This is a genomic window from Streptomyces sp. NPDC104106 (genome assembly GCF_055584345.1).
Genome location: NZ_JBVJMF010000024.1, coordinates 105,293 through 125,862, shown reverse-complemented (window position 1 = coordinate 125,862; position 20,570 = coordinate 105,293). Strand labels below are relative to the sequence as shown.

The following is a 20,570-nucleotide window of genomic DNA, read 5'->3' as shown; positions in this document are numbered from 1 at the left end:
CAGCTGCTCCTCGGTCAGGGTGCGGCCGGGCCCGGGCGGGTGGGCTCCGGCAGGTGGAGGCGGGCCATGGTGGCGGCGGTGCCGGGCGGGACGCGGGTGCGGGTGGCCAGCGAGGTCAGGATCATCGCCGCGAAGCCGACCGGGACCGACCACACCGCGGGCCACGCCAGCAGGGTGTGCGGCCAGCCGGAGTCGGCGCCGCCGGCGATCGTGGCCGCCACCGCCGTCAGCGCCGAACCGCCGCCCAGGAGCAGTCCGGCGATCGCGCCCGGCGGGGTCAGGCCGCGCCACCAGATGCCGAGGACGAGCAGCGGGCAGAAGGAGGAGGCCGAGACGGCGAAGGCCAGCCCGACCGCGTCGGCCACGGGCAACTCGCCGACCAGCGCCGACGCGGCCGTGGGCACCGCGATCGCGGGCAGCGTGGCGAGCCGGAAGTGGCGTACGCCGAGGGCCGGCAGGACGTCCTGGGCGAGCACGCCCGCGACGGACATGGTCAGTCCGCACGCCGTGGACAGGAAGGCCGCGCAGGCGCCGCCCGCGACCAGCGCGCCGAGCAGGTCCCCGGTGACGCCGCCGATCAGCCGCTGCGGCAGGACGAGGACGGCGGCGTCGGTGTCGCCGGTCAGCAGCAGGTCGGGGGCGTACAGGCGGCCGAGCGTGCCGTACACCGGCATCAGCAGGTAGAAGGCGCCGAGCAGGCCCAGCACGTGCACGGTGGTGCGGCGGGCGGCGCGGCCGTCGGGGTTGGTGTAGAAGCGGACGACGACGTGCGGCAGGCCCATGGTGCCGAGGAAGGTGGCGAGGATCAGGCCGTACGTGGCGTACAGGCCGTGCTGGGCGCGGGAGGAGGACAGCGGTTCGTCCCAGCCGGCGGCGGACCGGCCCGCTGTCCGCTCCGGCAGGGGGACGGCGGCGCCGGCCGGGAAGCGCACGCTCGTGTCCGCGCCGAGCCGGTGCCGGCCCTCGTCCAGCCGGACCGGGGTCCCGTGCAGCGCGCGGCCGTCGACGCTCCCGGAGACCGTGACCCGGACCGGCTCGCGCACGGTGAGGGCGAGCGGCCGGTCGACGCGCACCTCGGTGGCGCGGTGGAAGAGGGGCCGTTCGTCCCAGACGGGCGCCGGGGCCCGGTCGGCGCGCCAGGCGAACAGCAGGAACACCACGGGCACCAGCAACGCGGTGAGTTTCAGCCAGTACTGGAACGCCTGGACGAGGGTGACGCTGCGCATGCCGCCGGCGGCGACGGCCGCGGCCACCACGGCGGAGACGACCAGCCCGCCGAGCCAGCCGGGGGCGCCGGTGAGCAGACGCAGGGTGAGGCCGGCGCCGCGCAGCTGGGGCAGCAGGTAGAGCCAGCCGATGCCGACGACCAGCGCCCCGGCGACCCGTCGCACGGCCCGGGACTCCAGCCGGGCCTCGGCGAAGTCGGGCAGGGTGTAGGCGCCGGAGCGGCGCAGCGGGGCGGCGACGAAGGCGAGCAGCACCAGGAAGCCCGCGGTGTAGCCGATGGGGAACCACAGCATGTCGACGCCCTGGGCGAGGACGAGCCCGGCGACCCCGAGGAAGGAGGCGGCGGACAGGTACTCGCCGCTGACCGCGAAGGCGTTGAGCCGGGGGGCGACGGTGCGTGAGGCGACGTAGAAGTCGGAGGTGGTGCGGGAGACGCGCAGGCCGAGCGCGCCGACGAGGACCGTGGCGAGGACCACGGCCGTCACGCCCGCCATGCCGTACGCCTGGTTCACGGTCAGGGGCGTTCCGGTCGGACGGGGGCGGCCGGGGCGCGCTCGTTGCGCTCGGCGCGGCGGACGTACCAGGCGCCGAGGGCCAGCAGCGCGGGGTACGGCGCCGCACCCAGGACGAGCCAGACGGCGAGCGGGACGCGGGGCGCGGCGGCGGGCGGCAGCAGCCGCAGCAGGACGGGAAGCAGGCCGAGCAGGACCGCGAGGAGGGCCGTCACGGCGAGGGCGGCGGACAGCTGACTCCGTATCAACTGCCTTACGTGTGCTTCGGATTCGCGTGTCGGCACGCCGGCCGGTTCGGGGGCGGCGGCCGGGCGGGGCGCCGCGCGCTCGGCACGGTCCCGGGCGGGCGGCCGCCCGGTGACCACCTCTCTGCGCGGGACGGACTGCGCACCCATGACGTACTCCCCGAGGCCGCGCTGATCACCTGGTGTGCGGCGAGTGTACGCAGCGCGCGAGCCGCCCGACAGCCGCCGGACGAGACCGGAGGAGAATCACCACACGTCCGTCACCTCCGCACCGCCCCCGCCATCTGGCGGGCCAGCAGGTCGCGCAGGTCCCGGGCGTTGCGGCGGCTCACGGCCAGGATCCGGTCGCCGATCCGGACGGTCACGTTGCCGCCGTCCAGGCGCAGTTCCTCGATCCGGCCGAGGGCGACGAGCCGGCTGCGGTGGATGCGTACGAAGCCGCGTTCGCGCCACTGTTCCTCCAGCGTGGACAGCGGGATGCGCACCAGGTGGCTGCCGCGCCGGGTGTGCAGGCGCGCGTAGTCGCCCTGGGCCTCGACGTAGGTGATGTCGGCGATGGGCACGAAGCGGGTCACGCCGCCCAGTTCGACGGGCACGTGGTCGCCGGGACCGGCTGCCGGGCGGGCGGGGCCGGCGGTGGCGGGCCGGGGTCCCTGTCCGGCGCGGACCAGTTCGGTGACGCGCCGTACGGCCTCCGCGAAGCGCTCGGTGCGCAGCGGCTTGAGCAGGTAGTCGACGGCCTTCAGGTCGAAGGCGCGGACCGCGAAGTCCTCGTGGGCCGTGACGAAGACGATCAGCGGCGGCGCCGTGGACCTGCCCAGTCGGCGGGCCAGTTCGAGGCCGTCGAGTCCCGGCATGTCGATGTCGAGGAAGACGACGTCGACGGCCCCGGTGCCGTCCGGGCCGCCCCGCGCGGCTGCGTCGAGCCGGCGCAGCGCCTCGGCGGCCGTTGCCGCGGGCAGCACGGTGCCGACCCGCGGGTCCTGCCCCAGGAGGTACAGCAGCTCCTCCAGTGCGGGTTCCTCGTCGTCCACCGCCAGCACCCTCAGGGGGGCGTCGGTCCCGCTCATCTCCGCCCGTTCCTCTCCCTCGTTCACCTTCCCACCCGTGCATCGTGGTCCCTTCCGGCCACCGCCGTCGAGATCGCGGGCGGGGCGGCACGGCTCATTCCGGCAGGACCAGCCGGGCCGTCTCGCCGGGGACCACCGGGATCACCTCGTTCCACAGGCGGACGCCGATGGGGTCGCGGTCGGAGGAGGGTACGGCGATCTCCAACAGGCCGCTGCGCAGGCGGAGGTGGGCGCCCCAGTGGCCGTGGTAGCGGAACGGGAAGCCGTAGGAGGACAGTTCGGGGAGCGGGACCGGGTCGAGGCTGAGGACGCCGCCGCGGGTCTCCAGGCCGGTCAGTCCGCGCTGGACGAGGTCGAGGGTGCCGGCCATCGCGCCGAGGTGGATGCCCTCGCCGGTGGTGCCGCCCTGGAGGTCGGCGATGTCGCCGCGCAGCGCCTCCTGGACGAAGGCCCAGGCGTCGGCGCGGCGGGCGCGGGCCAGGATCCAGCCGTGGACGAGGCCGCTGAGCGTCGAGCCGTGGCTGGTGCGGTGCAGGTAGTGGTCGACGGTGGCGGTCCAGGTGCGGGTGTCCAGTCGGTAGCCCAACCGCTCGAAGAGGGAGCGGAGTTCGGCGGCGGAGAAGAGGTAGCCGAGCATCAGGACGTCGGCCTGTTTGGACGCCTTGTAGCGGTTGACGGTGTCGCCCTCGGCCTCCAGGATCCGGTCCAGGCGCCGGATGTCGTCGTACCGCTCGCGGTAGGCGGCCCAGTCCAGCTCGGCGAGGTCCCCGTACCCCTCGAACTGGCTGATGACGCCGTCGTGGTAGGGCACGTGGAGGGTGCGGGAGACCTCCTCCCAGCGGGCGGGTTCGTCCCCGTCCAGGCCCATGGCGTCGGCCAGTTCGCGGCGGCGCGGCTCGGGCAGGTTGTTCAGCAGGTCCAGGGCGCGGGCGAGCACCCAGGCGGCGGTGACGTTGGTGTACGCGTTGTCGTCCAGGCCGGGGGTGTCGGCGCCGGGGTAGGCGTCGTGGTACTCGTCGGGGCCGACGACGCCGCGGATGCGGTGCCGGCCGAGTGCGGGGTCGTAGGTGGCCGAGTCCGCCCAGAAGCGGGCGATGTGCAGCAGTGTCTCGGCGCCCTCGCCCTGCAGGAAGTCGGTGTCGCCGGTGGCCTCCCAGTACTGCCAGATGTTGTAGGCGATCGCCGAGCCGACGTGGTGCTGGAGATGGGAGTGGTCCGCCAGCCAGCGGCCGGAGCGGGGGTTGAGGTGGACCTGCTGGGTCTCCTCGCGGCCGTCGCTGCCGCTCTGCCAGGGGAAGAGCGCGCCGCGCCGGCCGAGCGCGCGGGCCGCGTGGCAGGCGGCGTCCAGGCGCCGGTGCCGGTAGTGCAGCAGGGCGCGGGAGACCTCGGGCAGATGGAGGTTGAGGTAGGGCAGGACGAAGAGTTCGTCCCAGAAGACGTGGCCGCGGTAGGCCTCGCCGTGCAGCCCGCGCGCGGGGACGCCGGCGTCCAGGTCGGCGGTGTGCGGGGAGAGTGTCTGCAGCACGTGGAACAGGTGCAGGCGCAGGATGCTGCCCGCCTCACCGGGGACCTCCAGAGCGCTGCGCCGCCACAGCTGTTCCCAGGCGCCGGCGTGGGTCGCGCGCAGCTCGTCGAAGCCGGGGGCGGCTTCGACGCGTTCGACGGCCGCGTGCCACGGGTCGCCGATGGCGGGGTCGCGGGAGGTGTGCAGGGCGACGGTCTTGTCGACGGTGACGGTACGGCCGGGCGTGAGGCGCAGGCGCACGCGCTGGACGGCGCGGTGGGCCTCGTTCGCGTGGCTGACGGGTCCCTCGGCGGTCAGCCGGTGGGCCAGTCCGAAGCGGATGTCGGAGGTACGGGTGCGGCAGCGCAGCCACACCGTGCCGGGCGCGGCGGTGCCGGTGTGGAAGCGGGTGAGGTGCCGGCCGTCCAGGTCCCGGTAGCGGGCCACCCCGGAGTTGGTGACACCGCCGTCGAGGGCGGCCTCGGCCTCCAGCTCGACGGTGTGGCCCTCGACGGTCAGTTCGGTGCGCAGGGCGGCGAGGTGCGGGTCGGCCATGTGGACCAGGCGCAGCTGGCGTACGTGGAGCGTGCTCCCGCCGGGCAGGCCGTAGCCGGTGCGGCGCTCCAGCAGGCCGGGGTCGAGGAGGAGCACCTGGTGGTGCTCGGTGACCGGCGCGGTCTCCGGGGTGAGCCAGTCCCCGCCGGGTACGCGCAGACGCAGCGGCAGCCAGTTGGGCAGGTTGACCATGTCCTCGTTCTCGACCCGGCGTCCGGCGACGTCGGAGGTGAGCCGGTTGTAGCAGCCGGCCGCGTAGGTGCCGGGGTAGTGGACGTCGTCCGCGGCGCACTCCGGCAGGGCGCCGCGCGTGGCGAAGCAGCCGTTGCCGAGCGTGCACAGGGACTCCCGCAGCCGCTCCTCCTCCGGCCGGTATCCGTCGTACTCCCAGGTCGGTCCCGTCACCGCCGTCCCTCGGACAGCAGGCCGGCGAGGACCCGGTCGGGGGTGAGGGGCAGTTCGCGCAGCCGGACGCCGGTGGCGTGGTGGACGGCGTTGCCGAGGGCGGCGGCGGTGCCGACGATGCCGATCTCGCCGATGCCCTTGCTGCCCATGGGGTTGAGGTGCGGGTCGTCCTCGTCGATCCAGTCGGCCTCGATGGCGGGGACGTCGGCGTGCGCGGGCACGTGGTACGAGGCGAGGTCGGCCTCGGTGAAGTCGCCGAACGCCCGGTCCGTGGTGCTGTGTTCGGTGAGGGCCATGCCGAGGCCCATGGTCATGCCGCCGGTGAACTGGGAGCGGGCGGTGCGGGGGTTGAGGATGCGGCCGGCCGCGAAGACGCCGAGCAGCCGGCGTACCCGGGTCTCGCCGGTCACGGTGTCGACGGCGACCTCGGCGAAGTGGGCGCCGAAGGCGTGCCGGGCGTAGGGGCTGTCGGCGTCGGCCCGCCCGGCGGTGTCGCTGCGGGTCCCGATGCCGTCGGCGGGCAGCGGCCCGGGGTGCGCGGCGAGCCGGGCGGCCAGTTCGGCGCAGGCGTCGTGCACGGCCCAGCCCCAGGAGGCGGTGCCCATGGAGCCGCCGGCCAGCCAGGCCGACGGCAGGTCGCTGTGCCCGATCTCGGTGCGGACCCGGTCGAGGGGCGCGCCGAGGGCGTCGGCGGCGATCTGGGCGAGGACGGTACGGGCCCCGGTGCCGATGTCGGTGGCGTTGATCCGCACGCGGAAGGTGCCGTCGGGCAGGGCGCGGGCGGTCGCGGTGGCCGGCACGGCCGCGGCCGGGTAGGTGGCGGCGGCGACGCCGGTGCCGATGAGGAGCGGGCCCTCGCGGCGCGTCCCCGGCCGCGGGTCGCGCTCGGCCCAGCCGAAGCGGCGGGCGCCCTCGCGCAGGCACTCCACGAGGTGCCGGCTGCTGAACGGCTTGCCGCTCTCGGGCTCGCGTTCGGGGTCGTTGCGCACGCGCAGTTCCACCGGGTCCATGCCGAGCGCGCCCGCGAGTTCGTCCACGGCCGACTCCAGGGCGTACATGCCGGGCGCCTCGCCGGGGGCGCGCATCCAGGACGGGCTGGGCACGTCGAGCGGGACCACCCGGTGGGAGCTGAGCAGGGCGGGGGCGGTGTACATGACCCGGGACGGGACGGCGGCCTGCTCGACGAACTCCCGCACCTTGGAGGTGTGGGTGGTCACCTCGTGCAGCACGGCGGTGAGCCGGCCGTCCGCGCTCGCGCCGAGCCGCAGGCGCTGCACGGTGGGGGCGCGGTGGCCGACGGTGGTGGGCAGGTACCGGCGAGGGTAGGCGAGGGTGACGGGCCGGCCGGTGCGGCGGGCGGCCATGGCGGCGAGGACGACGTCGGGGCGCGGGGTGCCCTTGGAGCCGAAGCCGCCGCCGACGTGCTCGGTGACGACCGTGATCCGGTCCTCGGGCAGCTCGAACAGCCCGGCGAGCACCTCGCGCACGGTCGTACCGCCCTGGCTGGAGGTGTACACGGTGAGCCGGTCGCCGTCCCAGTGGGCCGTGCTGGTGTGCGGCTCCATGGGGTGGTTGTGGAGCGGCGGCACCCGGTAGGTGACGTCGACGCGGACCTCGGCGGCCGCGAAGGCGGCCTCCGGATCGCCGTGCTCGGTCCGGCCCGGGTAACCGGCGTTGGTCTCCTGCGGCTCGTACGCGTCGGGGTGGCCGGGGTCCAGACCCGCGTCGTGCGGTTCGGCCGTGTAGGTGACCCGGACCGCACGGGCGGCCGCGCGGGCGGTCTCCGGGCTCTCGGCGACGGCCAGGGCCACGCACCAGCCCCGGTGCGGCACGTCCGGGCCCTGGAGGAGCGCGAGGGTGCCGTCGTCGCACGGGCCGAGGCGGGGCGCGTCGTCGGGGGTGAGGACGGCGAGGACGCCGGGCAGGGCGAGGGCGGCCGAGGTGTCGACGCCGGTGACCCGGCCGCGCGCGATCGCGGCGGGCACGGGCCATGCGTGGGCGCGGCCGGGCAGCGCGTACTCGGCGGCGTACAGGGCGGCACCACTGACCTTCTGCCACCCTTCGCGCCGCTCGACGCAGGCGCCCAGGGCGCCGCCGGAGGTCTGTCCCGTCGGCCGGCGCTCGTCGGCGGCCCGGTGGGATGCGTGTGCGGCGGGGGTGTCGGGGGGCGTGGGGTGTGTGTCCGGGCGGTGGGCGGGAGTGTCCGGGGAGTGGCAGGTCATGGGTTCCTCCTGCTCTGCCCGCGCCCGCTCGTCGCGCGCCGGCTCAGGCCGTCGCGGGAGCGGGGGCGAGGCGGGTCAGGACGTCCAGGGCGAGGTTGCGGGCGAGGGGCACCTTGTAGGCGTTGTCCGGCAGCGGGTCGGCGTGCGCGAGTTCCAGCGCCACGGCTCCCTCGAACGCCTCGGGGGTCGCGGGGGCGCCCTGCAGGGCCAGCTCGGTGTGCCGGGCCCGCCAGGGCCGGTGGGCGAGCCCGCCGAAGGCGATCCCCGCGTGGTCGACGACACCGTCCGCGACCCTCAGGACGACGGCCACGGAGGCGAGCGCGAAGGCGTACGACGCCCGGTCGCGGGCCTTGCGGTAGGCGGAGGGGACACCGGCGGTCGTGGCCGGGAGCAGCACGCCGGTGATCAGTTCGCCGGGGCGGATCCAGGTGTCCCGCTCGGGGTGCTCGCCGGGCAGCCGGTGGAAGTCGGCCGCCGCGAGGCGCCGGGGGCCGTCGGTGCCGTACAGCTCGACCTCGGCGTCGAGGGCGGCCAGCGCGACGGCCATGTCGGACGGGTTCGTGGCGATGCACCGCTCGGAGTGGCCGAGGACGGCGTGATCGCGGTGGACGCCCTCGCGGGCGCCGCAGCCGCTGCCGGGCTCGCGTTTGTTGCAGGGTTTGTCCAGGTCCTGGAAGTAGGGACAGCGGGTGCGCTGGAGCAGGTTGCCGCCGGTGGTGGCGGCGTTGCGCAGCTGCCCGGAGGCGCCCGCGAGCAGCGCCTGGGACAGGGCCGGCCAGCGGTCGCGGACGCGCGGGTCGGCGGCGAGGTCGCTGTTGCGGACGGTGGCGCCCACGCGCAGGGAGCCGTCGGGCAGCTCCGCGACGGTGGCGAGCGGCAGCCGGCCGACGTCGATCAGGACGGCCGGGCGCTCGACGCCGAGTTTCATCAGGTCGACCAGGTTGGTGCCGCCGGCCAGGTAGCGGGCGCCGGGGTGGGCGGCGTACGCCTCGACGGCCTCCTGGACGGTGGCGGGCCTGAGGTATCCGAAGCCGTTCACCGGATCACGTCCTCCACCGCCTCGACGATGCGCGGGTAGGCGCCGCAGCGGCACAGGTTGCCGCTCAGGCGCTCGCGGATCTCGGGCCGGTCCAGCGGGACGGGCCGGCCGGAGGGTGCGGCGGGATCGGTGACGTGGGAGGGGTGGCCGGCCGCGGCCTCGGCGAGCATGCCGACGGCGGAGCAGATCTGTCCCGGGGTGCAGTAGCCGCACTGGAAGGCGTCGCGGTCGAGGAAGGCGCGTTGCAGCGGGTGCGGTTCCTCGCCGTCGCCGCCGAGGCCCTCGATCGTGGTGATCTCACCGCCGTCGAGGGCGACGGCGAGCAGCAGGCAGCTGTTGAGGCGGCGGCCGTCGGCCAGCACGGTGCAGGCACCGCACTGGCCGTGGTCGCAGCCCTTCTTCGCCCCGGTCAGGCCGAGGTCCTCGCGGAGCAGGTCCAGCAGGACACGCCGGTGGTCGACGCGCAGGGTGTGGGGTTTGCCGTTGACCCGGAGGGTGATCTCCGAGGCGGTCGGAAGCTGGTTCTCGCTGGTCATGATGGGGTGACCTTCCGGACGGGCCCTTGTGTCCGTTCTATCCGCATATCCACGCGGTGGCGACTCACACGTCCGGGCGGCCGCGCTGTTCCCTCACGGACAGGCGACGAGGTCCGCGACGCCGGTCGGCGCGTTCGGCGGTCGGCCACCGCCGGTCGGCGCCGCCGTGGTCCCACAGCTGGACGGGCGCGTCCAGGCACGTGCCGCTCGCGGCGTTGACGACGGTGGCGAAGCCGGTGGGCAGGGCGGTGGCGGCGGGTGCGGGCGCCGCCGGGGCGAGGGGGGGACGGCACAGCGGTGAGCACGCGGGCGGCCGCCGCTGCGACGAGGGCGGCCGGTGTGGCCCTGCGGCGGCGGGGAGGCAGGGGTGGGCCACTGAACGTCCGCACCAGCGGCGTCAGCGGGTGCGGCAGCGCCGCGCGGCCCGCTCCCCCTGCGGTGAGTCCCGCGACCGCTCAGGCGGCGGCCTCGAACTGGGTGCGGTACAGCTCGGCGTACCGCCCCTCGGCCGCGAGCAGTTCCTCGTGCGTACCGCGTTCGACGATCCGGCCGGCCTCCACGACCAGGATCTGGTCGGCCGCCCGGACCGTGGACAGCCGGTGGGCGATGACCACGGCGGTACGGCCCTCCAGGGCCTCGGTGAGCGCCTCCTGCACGGCCGCCTCGGAGGTGTTGTCCAGGTGGGCGGTGGCCTCGTCCAGGATCACCACGCGCTGGCGGGCCAGCAGCAGCCGGGCGATGGTCATGCGCTGCCGCTCGCCGCCGGAGAGCCGGTAGCCGCGCTCGCCGACGACCGTGTCCAGCCCGTCCGGCAGCGACCGTACGACGTCGTCCAGCCGGGCCCGGCGAAGGGCGTCCCACAGCTCCTCGTCCGTGGCGTCCGTTGGGGTCCCCCCGCTCGAGCGCAGCCGAGAGTGGGAGCAGGCCAGCAGCAGGTTGGCGCGGACCGTGTCGTGGAAGAGGTGGCCGTCCTGGGTGACCATGCCGAGCGTGGCCCGCAGCGAGGCGGCGGTCAGGTCCCGGACGTCGGTCCCGCCGATGCGCACCGCGCCGGCGTCGACGTCGTACAGGCGCGGCAGCAGCTGGGCGATGGTGGACTTGCCGGCGCCGGAGGAGCCGACGAGGGCGACGGTCTGGCCGGGCTCGGCGCGGAAGGAGATCCCGTGCAGGACCTCGGCGCCACCGCGGGTGTCCAGCGTGGCGACCTCCTCCAGGGAGGCGAGGGAGACCTGGTCGGCGGCCGGGTACGAGAAGCGGACGTCGTCGAACTCGACGGCGACCGGGCCCGCGGGGACCTCGACGGCGTCCGGCTTCTCCTCGATGAGCGGTTGGAGGTCCAGCACCTCGAAGACCCGCTCGAAGCTGACGAGCGCGCTCATCACCTCCACCCGGGCCCCGGCGAGCGCGGTGAGCGGGGCGTACATCCGGGTCAGCAGCAGCGAGAGCGAGACGACCGCGCCCGCCTGGAGGGTGCCGCGCAGCGCGAACCAGCCGCCGAGGCCGTAGACCAGGGCGAGCGCGAGCGCGGAGACCAGGGTGAGGGCGGTGATGAACACCGACTGCGCGGTGGCCGTGCGCACGCCGATGTCCCGGACCCGGGCGGCGCGGGCGGCGAACTCCGCCGACTCCTCCTCGGGACGCCCGAACAGCTTGATGAGGGTGGCGCCGGGCGCGGAGAACCGCTCCGTCATCCGGGTGCCCATGGCCGCGTTCAGCGCCGCCGCCTCCCGCTGCATCCGGGCCATCCGGCTGCCCATGCGGCGCGCCGGGAGCACGAACACCGGCAGCAGCACCAGCGCGAGCAGGGTGATCTGCCAGGACAGGGTCACCATCACGGCGAGCGTGAGCACCAGTGTGACCAGGTTGCTCACCACGCCGGACAGGGTGTTGGCGAACGCCCGCTGGGCGCCGATCACGTCGTTGTTGAGACGGCTGACCAGCGCGCCCGTACGAGTCCGTGTGAAGAACGCGACCGGCATGCGCTGCACATGATCGAACACAGCCGTTCTGAGGTCGAGGATGAGTCCCTCCCCGAGCGACGACGACAGCCGCCGCCCGAGGATGCCGAGCCCCGCCTCCGCGAGCGCCACGAGCGCGATGAGCAGGGACAGCCGCACCACGCGGCCGGAGTCGTGCCCCGCCACGATCGCGTCGACGACGCGGCCGGCGAGCACGGGGGTCGCGACGGCCAGCAGGGCGGTCACCACCCCGAGCAGTACGAAGCGGACGATGCCGGCGCGATGCGGCCGGGCGAAGGCGGCGATACGGCGCAGCGTGGCGCGGGCCAAGGGACGGCGGTCGGCCTGGGCGTTCATGACGCTGTGCAGCTGCGTCCAGGCGGTGGTCTCCATGCTCATGGGCACGAACGTAGAACCTCAAGCGTCGTTGAGGTCAATGTTCCCGGGTTTTCACCCCCCGTTGGGGCGGCACGGAGAACCTCTGCGGATGTGACCGCCGTCCCGCTTCCCCCGCCGCCCCGGGGGCGACTGCCCCGCCGCGTCCCCGTCCGCCAGGTGCTGACCCTGGTGCCGCTCGTGCTCGTCGCCGTGGTCGCCGTGGACAACCGCGGCCTGCTCGCCGAGGGCTTCGGCCGGCTGCGCACCGCCGACTGGCCGTGGCTGCTCGTGGCGGGCGGCGCCACCTGCCTGTCCTGGGTGGCCGCCGCGGTGACCCGGCAGGGCGCGGTGCTGCAGCCCCTGCCGAAGGCGCGGCTGCTGGCGACCCAGTTCGCCGCGGCCTCGGCCAACCACCTGCTGCCCACCGGGCTGGGCGCGGGCGCGGTGAACCTGCGCTTCATGACGGTGTGCGGGGTACCCCTGGCCCGCTCCTCGGCCGCGCTCGCCCTGTATCTGCTGGCCGAGTCCGTGGGCCGGGTGGGTCTGCTGACCGCGTTGCTGCTCGCCTTTCCCGGCGCGCTGCGGCTCGGCCCCCTGCTGCCACACGGTCCGCTGCTGCCGCTGCTGCTGGGCGCGGCGGGCCTGCCGGCGGTGGCCACGGCCGTCGTCGTCCTGGCACGGCCGGTGCGCACGCGCGTGTCCTCGTTCCTGCGGGACGCCCTGGGCGAGGCACGGTCGGTGCACAGCCGGCCGGCCCGGGCGCTGGCCCTGTGGGGCGGCTCGCTGGCCTTCCCGGCTCTTCAGGCGGCCGGTCTCGCCGCGGTCGGCCAGGCGCTGCGGCTGCCGGTGCCGCCCGCGCACATGGCGCTCGCCTACCTCGCGGCGACCGTCGCGGTGGCACCGGTGCCCACGCCGGGCGGCCTGGGTTCGGTCGAGGCGGCGCTGATCGTCGCGCTGGTCGCGGTGGGCGGCCCGGCGGCCGTGGCCACGGCGGTGGTGCTGGCCTACCGGATCATCACCGTGTGGGTGCCGCTGGTGCCGGGGGCGGTGACGCTGGGGGCGCTGGTGCGGCTGAAGGTGATCTGAGGCACAGTGGCCCCCTTCAGCCGCCGCCTCGACAAGGAGCGCCCGCCGTGCCGGTCCGCGTGGAACGCAAGGAACACATCAGCACGATCGTCCTGTCCCGCCCCGAGGCGCGCAACGCGGTCGACGGCCCGACGGCCGTGGAACTGGCCGCCGCCTTCCGGGAGTTCGAGGCCGACGACGACGCACGGGCGGCGGTGCTGTGGGGCGAGGGCGGGACGTTCTGCGCGGGCGCGGACCTGAAGGCGATCGGCACCGAGCGCGGCAATCGCGTGGCGGAGGACGGCGACGGCCCGATGGGCCCCACCCGGATGCGGCTGTCCAAGCCGGTGATCGCGGCGGTGGCCGGGCACGCGGTCGCGGGCGGCCTCGAACTCGCCCTGTGGTGCGATCTGCGGGTGGCGGAGGAGACGGCCGTCTTCGGCGTGTTCTGCCGCCGCTGGGGAGTGCCGCTGATCGACGGCGGGACGGTACGGCTGCCCCGGCTGATCGGCGTGAGCCGGGCCATGGACATGATCCTGACCGGCCGCCCGGTGCCGGCCCGGGAGGCCTACGCGATGGGCCTGGCCAACCGCGTCGTGCCGACGGGGCGCGCCCGGGCCGAGGCCGAGGCGCTGGCGGCCGAGATCGCCCGGTTCCCGCAGGACTGTCTGCGCAGCGACCGCGCGTCGGTCCTCGGCCAGCAGGGGCAGGACGAGGAGGAGGCGCTGCGCGCCGAACTCCGCCACGGCATGGGTGTGCTGGCACAGAGCGCGCGGGGGGCCGCCCGGTTCACCTCGGGTGCCGGGCGGCACGGCTCCTTCGGCGGGATCTGAGCGGACGGCACGCCAGGGAGGCGCGTAGGGGGGCCGCGGGGTACGGGCAGTCCCCGGGTGGGTACGGTCGCCTGCGGTCGCCCACTGCGGGGCCGTCGGGTCGAGTCCGGCCGGCTCCCCGAACGCCGCCGTGTCCGGGGCCTCTCCGTCACGCGTCCCACGGTGGCGGACACCACCGGCAGCGGGGCCGGACCGGCTCAGCCGCAGCTCACCCCCACCGCGCCGCCCCCGTGGTCGACCCGGTCGTGCCAGCGGGCGGTGAGGGTCAGGGTCCGGTTGTGCCTGACGAGGGGGCGGGCGAGCTTGTCGTACACCAGGAGCTGGCCGCGGCGCGGGGTGACGGTGAAGTCCTCGTGGCCGAGCAGCCGGTCGACGGTGTCGGCGTGCAGGCCGGCCGCGTTGACCGGGCGGCGGGCGCGCAGGGCGCCCGGGGAGGTCCGCAGCCGGTGGCCGGCGACGTCGGACCAACTTGCTTCTGGCACCCGGCTGTTGAGGTGTCGATCGACTCCCGCGCGGACCGCCTGCGTGGCGTACGCGAGGGTCGTCGTCCCGTCGCGGCGAACGCTCGCTGCTGGACCTCAACCACCTGGCCCACGCCCTGTGGGGGTCCCTGCGCTTCACCGACGCGGCAAGGGTGTTCGACGCGAGGCCCGTACTTCACGCCCCTGCCCTGGCGGTACCGCACCCCCGCCCGCGACCGTGCCGTGGAGGTCTTCCTCCAGGCCCGGGACCGCTGCGGCACCGCCCGCCCCTGACCGCGACACCCCACGCACGCGCGCCTGTCGACCCGGAGGTTCCCCCGCATGTCCGCCGCTTCCGATCCAACGCCGTCCCCGGCCCTGCCGACGTCCTCCCCCGGCCTGCCCCAGCAGGACGAGGAGCGGCGGCTGCGGGAACTCGGCTACCGGCCGGTGCTGGCCCGCCGCATGGGCGGCTTCGGCAACTTCGCGATCAGCTTCTCGGTGATCTCCGTCCTGTCCGGCTGCATGACGTTGTACGGCTTCGGACTGAACACCGGCGGCCCCGCCGTGATGCTGTGGGGCTGGGCCGGCGTCGGGCTGTTCGTGCTGTGCGTCGGCCTCGCACTCGCCGAGGTCACCAGCGCGTATCCGACCTCCGGCGCGCTGTACTACATGGCCGACCGGCTCGGCGGGCGGCGCTGGGGCTGGTACACGGGCTGGCTGAACCTGCTCGGCCTGCTCGGCGCGATCGCCGGCATCGACTACGGCGCGGCCCTGTTCGCGGGGGCGTTCGCGAACCTCCAGTGGGGCTTCACGCCGACCCCCGGCAGGACCATGCTGGTGTTCTGCGCCGTCCTGCTGCTGCACGCGGTGCTGAACCTGTTCGGTGTCCGCCTGGTCAGCCTGCTCAACTCGGTCAGCGTGTGGTGGCACCTGGCCGGTGTCGCGCTCATCGTCGGCGCGCTCGCGATCGTCCCCGACCACCACCGGTCGGCGTCCTTCGTGTTCACGAGGTTCGTCAACGAAACCGGCTGGCACGACCCGCTCTACGTGGCGGCGATCGGTCTGCTGCTCGCGCAGTACACCTTCTCCGGCTACGACGCCTCCGCCCACCTGTCCGAGGAGACCTCGCGCGCCTCGGTGTCCGCGGCCAGGGGCATCGTCCGGTCCATCTGGGTCTCCTGGCTCGCGGGCTTCGTCCTGCTGGCCGGACTGACCTTCGCCATCCAGGACTACGACGCCACGCGCACGACCGCCACGGGTGTGCCGCCCGCGCAGATCCTGCTCGACGGCCTCGGCACCGACGGCGCGAGCGCGCTGCTGCTGGTCGTGATCATCGCCCAGCTCTTCTGCGGGAATGCCGAGGTCGCGGCGGCCAGCCGGATGGTGTTCGCGTTCAGCCGCGACGGCGCGCTGCCCGGCTCGCACCTGTGGCGCACGGTGAGCGGCCGCACCCAGACCCCGGTCGCCGCCGTCTGGCTGTCCGTCGTCGTGGCCTGTGTCCTCGCCCTGCCCTCCCTGTACTCGGCGACGGCGTACAACGCGGTGACCGCCATCAACGTCATCGGCATCACGCCCGCCTACGCCATCCCCGTGCTGCTGCGGCTGCGCGCGGGGGACCGCTTCCGGCCCGGGCCATGGCAGTTGGGCCGCTGGAGCAGGCCCGTCGGCTGGATCGCGGTGGTCTGGGTGGCCATGGTGACGGTGCTGTTCTGCCTGCCGCAGGGCTCGCCGGTCACGGTCGACACGATGAACTACGCCGCGGTGGCGCTGGTCGCCGTCCTGCTCCTGGCGAGCATCCGGTGGTACGTCGCCCGCCGTTCCTACGGCACGCCCACCACGGCCGCGTACGGCGACGACCGCGACCAGGCCGAAGTGGCGGAGGGCATCGTCTGAGCCACCTGCCCGCAGGGCGCCCGGTCCGGGTGCGAACCGGCGTTCCGGATACGGCAGGATGAACGATCGCGCCGGTCACCGCCGTTTCGGGGCCGGCGCGATCGCACATCCCGCACATCGAGCAGGTGACCACGTGACGAGACTTCCCCACCCCGCAGCCACGGCGAGGCCCGGAGGCGGCCGGTGAACCGCGCGCCGACCCTGGACGACCTCGTCCTCGCCGGTATCTCGATCGCCGCGGGCCTGCTGCTCGCCTTCCTGTCGCGCACGGTGCTGCGCTGGCTCGCGAAGCACGCCAAGCGGACCAGGTGGAGCGGCGACGACGTCATCGTGGACGCGCTGCGCTCGGTGGTGCCGTGGGCGGCGATCGCGGGGGGCCTGGCGGCGGCAGCGGCCGTGCTGCCCCTCACCCGGACCGTCCAGCGCCACACCGACCAGGCCCTCGAAGTGTGGCTGATCTTCGTGGTGACCCTGTCGGCGGCCCGGGTGATCACGGGTCTGGTCCGCGCGGTCACCCAGTCCCGCTCGGGCGTGGCGGGCTCGGCGACGATCTTCGTCAACATCACCCGGGTCCTGGTCCTGGCGATCGGCTTCCTGGTCGTCCTGCAGACGCTCGGCATCTCCATCGCGCCCCTGCTCACGGCCCTCGGCGTCGGCGGTCTGGCAGTGGCCCTCGCCCTGCAGGACACGCTCGCCAACCTCTTCGCGGGCGTCCACATCCTGGCCTCCAAGACCGTGCAGCCCGGCGACTACATCCGGCTCAGCAGCGGCGAGGAGGGCTACGTGGTGGACATCAACTGGCGCCAGACGACGGTCCGTCAGCTGTCCAACAACCTGGTGGTCATCCCCAACGGCCAGCTCGCCAAGGCCAACATGACCAACTTCACCCGCCCCGAACAGCGGCTGACGATCCTGGTGCAGGTGGGGGTGGCGTACGACTCCGACCTGGACCACGTCGAGCGCGTGACGTCGGAGGTCGTCGCGGAGACCATGCGCGAGATCCCCGGCGCCGTCCCCGACCACGAGCCCGCCGTCCGCTTCCACACCTTCGGCGACTCACGCATCGGCTTCACGGTGGTCCTCGGCGTCGGCGAGTTCAGCGACCAGTACCGCATCAAGCACGAGTTCATCAAGCGCCTCCACAGCCGCTACCGCGCGGAGGGCATCCGCATCCCGGCCCCCACCCGCACGGTGTCACTCCAGCAGGGCACGGCGGTGATCCCGCAGCAGCGCAGCGGGGAGGACGTGACAGCGACGCCGTAGCGGCGGCGGCCGGGCGTACGGAGCCCCCTGCGCACTCCGGCCGCCGTAGCCGAGATGCGGGCGGGGTCAGGCGCCGGCTCGGCGCCCCACCGGTGCAGGACACCCCTCCCGCCGGCACGGCCCTGCGCACCGCGCCACCGCCACGGCCCTACCGTCTCCGCGAACCCCGGTACGGCACACCCACCTCCCCACCCGCTCGGCACACCACCGATACAGAACACCCCCTCCCGCCGACACCCGGCCCCCGCCTTCCCGCCGCGCCCCCACGCGCGGTCACGGCCCTACCGTCTCCGCGAACCCCGGTACGGCACACCCACCTCCCCACCCGCTCGGCCCACACCGATACAGAGCACCCCTCTCCGGCTCGCCCGGCTCCGTCCTCCCCGCCGCGCCCGCATGCGCGGTCACCGCCACACCGTCCCCGCGGACCCCGGTCCCGCCCCGTTCAGCACGCCCACCTCCCCACCCGCTCGGCACACCACCGATGCAGAGCACCCCTCTCCGGCTCCCGCCGGCGGGAGCCTGGCCGCCGCCACCGCCCACCGCCGTACCGTCTCCGCGGCGTCGGTGCGGCGCCGGTGCGATCGGCCGGGGTGCGGTGCGGGCGGCTACGCTCGAAAGCGGCATGTCCCCTTCCACCGATCCCGCCGCCCTCGACCAGCGGCTCGACGCCCTCGCCCGGCAGCCGTTCCGGGCGCGGTTCCACCTGCGGGGGCGCGAGCGGGCGACCGCCGAGCTGAAGGGGCCGGCGACGCTCCGGTGGCACGCCTACGACCTGGTCGCGCAGCGGCTCGCGCCGGCCGCGCCGTACAAGGACGGCAGGCAGACGCCGTACCGGGGGCACCCCGTCTTCGTCGCCCAGCACGCGACCGCCACCTGCTGCCGCGGCTGCCTGGAGCGATGGCACGGCATCCCGCGGGGACGGCCGCTCAGCCGCGCCGAGCACGTCTACGTCGTGGACGTGCTCTGCCGGTGGATCGAGCGCGAGCTGGCCGACCCCTGTCGAGCCGACCCCGATCACGAGATATCTTGATGTCGAGCAATGTTGCAGACGTGGAGCGGAGCACCCGGTGACTGACTCGACCATCATCTACACCTACACAGACGAGGCCCCGGCCCTGGCGACGCATTCGTTCCTGCCGGTGATCCAGGCGTACGCCTCGCAGGCCGGTGTGCCGGTCACGACGCGCGACATCTCGCTGGCCGGACGCATCATCGCCCACTTCCCGGAGTACCTGAACGAGGACCAGCGCATCCCGGACGCGCTGGCCGAGCTGGGCGAGCTGGCCAAGACCCCCGCGGCCAACATCGTCAAGCTGCCGAACATCTCGGCGTCCATCCCGCAGCTGAAGGCCGCCGTCGCCGAGCTGCAGGGCAAGGGTTACGCGCTGCCGGACTACCCGGACGACCCGAAGACCGACGAGGAGCGCGAGATCCGCGCCCGCTACGACAAGGTGAAGGGCTCCGCCGTCAACCCGGTGCTGCGTGAGGGCAACTCCGACCGCCGTGCCCCGGCCTCGGTGAAGAACTACGCCAAGACCCACCCGCACCGCATGGGCGCCTGGACCGCCGAGTCCAGGACCAACGTGGCCACGATGGGCGAGAACGACTTCCGCTCCACCGAGAAGTCGGTCGTCATCACCGAGGACGGCGCGCTGAGGATCGAGCTGGCCGGGGCGGACGGCACCACCACCGTGCTGCGCGAGTCGGTACCGGTGCTGAAGGACGAGGTCGTCGACGCCTCCGTGCTGCACGTGGCGGAGCTGGAGACGTTCCTCGCCGCGCAGGTCGCCCGCGCCAAGGCCGAGGGCGTGCTGTTCTCCGTGCACCTGAAGGCCACGATGATGAAGGTCTCCGACCCGATCATCTTCGGTCACGTGGTGCGCGCCTTCTTCCCGAAGACGTTCGCGAAGTACGGCGAGACGCTGAAGGCCGCGGGCCTCACCCCGAACGACGGCCTCGGCGGCATCCTCAAGGGCCTGGAGAACCTGCCCGAGGGCGGCGAGATCAAGGCCTCCTTCGACGCCGAGCTGGCCGAGGGCCCGGCCCTGGCCATGGTCGACTCCGACAAGGGCATCACCAACCTGCACGTCCCCTCGGACGTCATCGTGGACGCCTCCATGCCGGCGATGATCCGCACCTCCGGCCACATGTGGGGCCCGGACGGCCAGGAGCACGACACCCTCGCCGTCATCCCGGACTCCTCCTACGCCGGTGTCTACCAGGCCGTCATCGACGACTGCCGGGCCAACGGCGCCTACGACCCGTCCACCATGGGCTCGGTGCCGAACGTCGGCCTGATGGCGCAGAAGGCCGAGGAGTACGGCTCCCACGACAAGACCTTCGAGGTCCCGGCGGCCGGCACGGTCCGCGTGGTCGACCAGGCCGGCAACGTCCTCATCGAGCAGCCGGTCGCCGCGGGCGACATCTTCCGCGCCTGCCAGACCAAGGACGCCCCGATCCGCGACTGGGTCAAGCTGGCCGTGACCCGCGCCCGCGCCACCGGCGACCCGGCCGTGTTCTGGCTGGACGAGGGCCGCGCGCACGACGCCAACCTGATCGCCAAGGTCAACCAGTACCTGCCGGAGCACGACACCGAGGGCCTGGACATCAGGATCCTGTCCCCGGTCGAGGCCGCCAAGCTGTCGGTGGAGCGCATCCGCCGCGGCGAGAACACCATCTCGGTGACCGGCAACGTGCTGCGTGACTACCTGACCGACCTCTTCCCCATCCTGGAGCTGGGCACCAGCGCCAAGATGCTGTCGGTCGTCCCGCTGATGGCGGGCGGCGGCCTGTTCGAGACGGGCGCCGGCGGCTCCGCCCCGAAGCACGTCCAGCAGCTGGTCAAGGAGAACTACCTGCGCTGGGACTCCCTGGGTGAGTTCTTCGCCCTGGTGCCGTCCTTCGAGCAGTACGCCGAGGCCACCGGCAACGCCCGCGCCAAGGTGCTCGCCGACACCCTCGACCGCGCCACGGCGACCTTCCTCAACGAGGACAAGTCCCCGACCCGTCGCGTCGGCGGCATCGACAACCGCGGCAGCCACTTCTACCTGTCCCTGTACTGGGCGCAGGAGCTGGCGAGGCAGACCGACGACGCCGACCTGGCCAAGGCCTTCGCGCCGTTCGCCGAGTCCCTCGCCGCGGACGAGCAGAAGATCGTGGAGGAGCTGATCGCGGTCCAGGGCTCCCCGGCCGACATCGGCGGCTACTACCAGGTCGACAAGGCCAAGGCGGACGCGGTCATGCGCCCGTCGGCCACCTGGAACGAGGCGCTCGCGTCCCTCGGCTAGCAGGTACGGGGTCCGAGCCGTCGCGCCGCGGCGGCTCGGACCGACGGGGGCAAGCTTCCCGGAGCAGGCCGGCCGGCAGCCGCCCGGGGCCGAGGGCCGGTGGGGGCCGGC

General features: G+C 74.4%; 15 protein-coding genes and 2 pseudogenes. 7 read left to right on the top strand and 10 right to left on the bottom strand.

Annotated elements, in window-relative coordinates:
* Positions 1–14: 14 nt before the first annotated feature.
* From ACZ60X_RS38080 to ACZ60X_RS38040, 9 genes are all read right to left on the bottom strand, one after another.
* A complete protein-coding gene (locus ACZ60X_RS38080; protein ID WP_469608905.1) occupies positions 15–1,739 on the bottom strand; it encodes a sodium/solute symporter in 1,725 nt (574 codons plus the stop codon).
* Positions 1,740–1,741: 2 nt separating this feature from the next.
* A complete protein-coding gene (locus ACZ60X_RS38075; RefSeq protein ID WP_469608902.1) occupies positions 1,742–2,134 on the bottom strand; it encodes a hypothetical protein in 393 nt (130 codons plus the stop codon).
* Positions 2,135–2,244: 110 nt separating this feature from the next.
* Positions 2,245–3,054: a LytR/AlgR family response regulator transcription factor gene (locus ACZ60X_RS38070; protein ID WP_469608900.1), complete on the bottom strand. Its 810-nt coding sequence runs from the start codon at positions 3,052–3,054 to the stop codon at positions 2,245–2,247.
* Positions 3,055–3,148: 94 nt separating this feature from the next.
* A complete protein-coding gene (locus ACZ60X_RS38065; protein WP_469608898.1) occupies positions 3,149–5,518 on the bottom strand; it encodes a glycoside hydrolase family 65 protein in 2,370 nt (789 codons plus the stop codon).
* Complete coding sequence (locus ACZ60X_RS38060; RefSeq protein ID WP_469608895.1) at positions 5,515–7,740, bottom strand: xanthine dehydrogenase family protein molybdopterin-binding subunit; 2,226 nt, start codon at positions 7,738–7,740, stop codon at positions 5,515–5,517. The genes ACZ60X_RS38065 and ACZ60X_RS38060 overlap by 4 nt, the downstream gene beginning before the upstream one ends.
* 43 nt (positions 7,741–7,783) lie before the next feature.
* A complete protein-coding gene (locus ACZ60X_RS38055) occupies positions 7,784–8,779 on the bottom strand; it encodes an FAD binding domain-containing protein (protein ID WP_469608892.1) in 996 nt (331 codons plus the stop codon).
* A complete protein-coding gene (locus ACZ60X_RS38050; RefSeq protein ID WP_469608889.1) occupies positions 8,776–9,315 on the bottom strand; it encodes a (2Fe-2S)-binding protein in 540 nt (179 codons plus the stop codon). Before ACZ60X_RS38050 ends, ACZ60X_RS38055 begins: the two co-directional genes overlap by 4 nt.
* A 64-nt stretch (positions 9,316–9,379) precedes the next feature.
* Entirely contained in the window at positions 9,380–9,691 is a 312-nt protein-coding gene (locus ACZ60X_RS38045; protein WP_469608887.1) for an RICIN domain-containing protein, read from the bottom strand.
* Between the two features lie 79 nt (positions 9,692–9,770).
* A complete protein-coding gene (locus tag ACZ60X_RS38040) occupies positions 9,771–11,666 on the bottom strand; it encodes an ABC transporter ATP-binding protein (RefSeq protein WP_469608933.1) in 1,896 nt (631 codons plus the stop codon).
* Positions 11,667–11,762: 96 nt separating this feature from the next.
* Between ACZ60X_RS38040 and ACZ60X_RS38035 the strand changes: the two genes are divergently transcribed.
* Both ACZ60X_RS38035 and ACZ60X_RS38030 read left to right on the top strand, forming a co-directional pair.
* Positions 11,763–12,737, top strand: a complete 975-nt coding sequence (locus tag ACZ60X_RS38035) for a lysylphosphatidylglycerol synthase transmembrane domain-containing protein (RefSeq protein WP_469608884.1) — start codon at positions 11,763–11,765, stop codon at positions 12,735–12,737.
* A 47-nt stretch (positions 12,738–12,784) separates the two neighbouring features.
* Positions 12,785–13,549, top strand: coding sequence for a crotonase/enoyl-CoA hydratase family protein (locus tag ACZ60X_RS38030; protein ID WP_469608882.1), 765 nt, complete (start codon positions 12,785–12,787; stop codon positions 13,547–13,549).
* 278 nt (positions 13,550–13,827) lie between these two features.
* Here the strand turns inward: ACZ60X_RS38030 and ACZ60X_RS38025 are convergent.
* Positions 13,828–14,100: pseudogene (locus ACZ60X_RS38025) on the bottom strand (FAD-dependent oxidoreductase); the annotation flags it as partial.
* A gap of 8 nt (positions 14,101–14,108) precedes the next feature.
* Between ACZ60X_RS38025 and ACZ60X_RS38020 the strand changes: the two are divergent.
* From ACZ60X_RS38020 to ACZ60X_RS38000, 5 genes and pseudogenes are all read left to right on the top strand, one after another.
* A pseudogene (locus ACZ60X_RS38020) lies at positions 14,109–14,304 on the top strand (hypothetical protein); the annotation flags it as partial.
* 48 nt (positions 14,305–14,352) lie between these two features.
* On the top strand, positions 14,353–15,906 hold the full coding sequence (locus tag ACZ60X_RS38015; RefSeq protein WP_469608879.1) for an amino acid permease: 1,554 nt from the start codon (positions 14,353–14,355) through the stop codon (positions 15,904–15,906).
* A 183-nt stretch (positions 15,907–16,089) separates the two neighbouring features.
* Positions 16,090–17,169: a mechanosensitive ion channel family protein gene (locus tag ACZ60X_RS38010; RefSeq protein WP_469608877.1), complete on the top strand. Its 1,080-nt coding sequence runs from the start codon at positions 16,090–16,092 to the stop codon at positions 17,167–17,169.
* A gap of 625 nt (positions 17,170–17,794) precedes the next feature.
* A complete protein-coding gene (locus ACZ60X_RS38005; RefSeq protein WP_469608875.1) occupies positions 17,795–18,202 on the top strand; it encodes a DUF4186 domain-containing protein in 408 nt (135 codons plus the stop codon).
* 37 nt (positions 18,203–18,239) lie between these two features.
* Positions 18,240–20,459, top strand: a complete 2,220-nt coding sequence (locus ACZ60X_RS38000; protein ID WP_469608873.1) for an NADP-dependent isocitrate dehydrogenase — start codon at positions 18,240–18,242, stop codon at positions 20,457–20,459.
* Positions 20,460–20,570: the final 111 nt, after the last annotated feature.

Bases quoted from the DNA above. Each gene is read 5' to 3' on its own strand.
- ACZ60X_RS38005 (WP_469608875.1), top strand. From the start codon at position 17,795: ATGTCCCCTTCCACCGATCCCGCCGCCCTCGACCAGCGGCTCGACGCC.
- ACZ60X_RS38075 (WP_469608902.1), bottom strand. From the start codon at position 2,134: ATGGGTGCGCAGTCCGTCCCGCGCAGAGAGGTGGTCACCGGGCGGCCG.
- ACZ60X_RS38060 (WP_469608895.1), bottom strand. From the start codon at position 7,740: ATGACCTGCCACTCCCCGGACACTCCCGCCCACCGCCCGGACACACAC.
- ACZ60X_RS38050 (WP_469608889.1), bottom strand. From the start codon at position 9,315: ATGACCAGCGAGAACCAGCTTCCGACCGCCTCGGAGATCACCCTCCGG.
- ACZ60X_RS38070 (WP_469608900.1), bottom strand. From the start codon at position 3,054: ATGAGCGGGACCGACGCCCCCCTGAGGGTGCTGGCGGTGGACGACGAG.
- ACZ60X_RS38015 (WP_469608879.1), top strand. From the start codon at position 14,353: ATGTCCGCCGCTTCCGATCCAACGCCGTCCCCGGCCCTGCCGACGTCC.
- ACZ60X_RS38040 (WP_469608933.1), bottom strand. From the start codon at position 11,666: ATGGAGACCACCGCCTGGACGCAGCTGCACAGCGTCATGAACGCCCAG.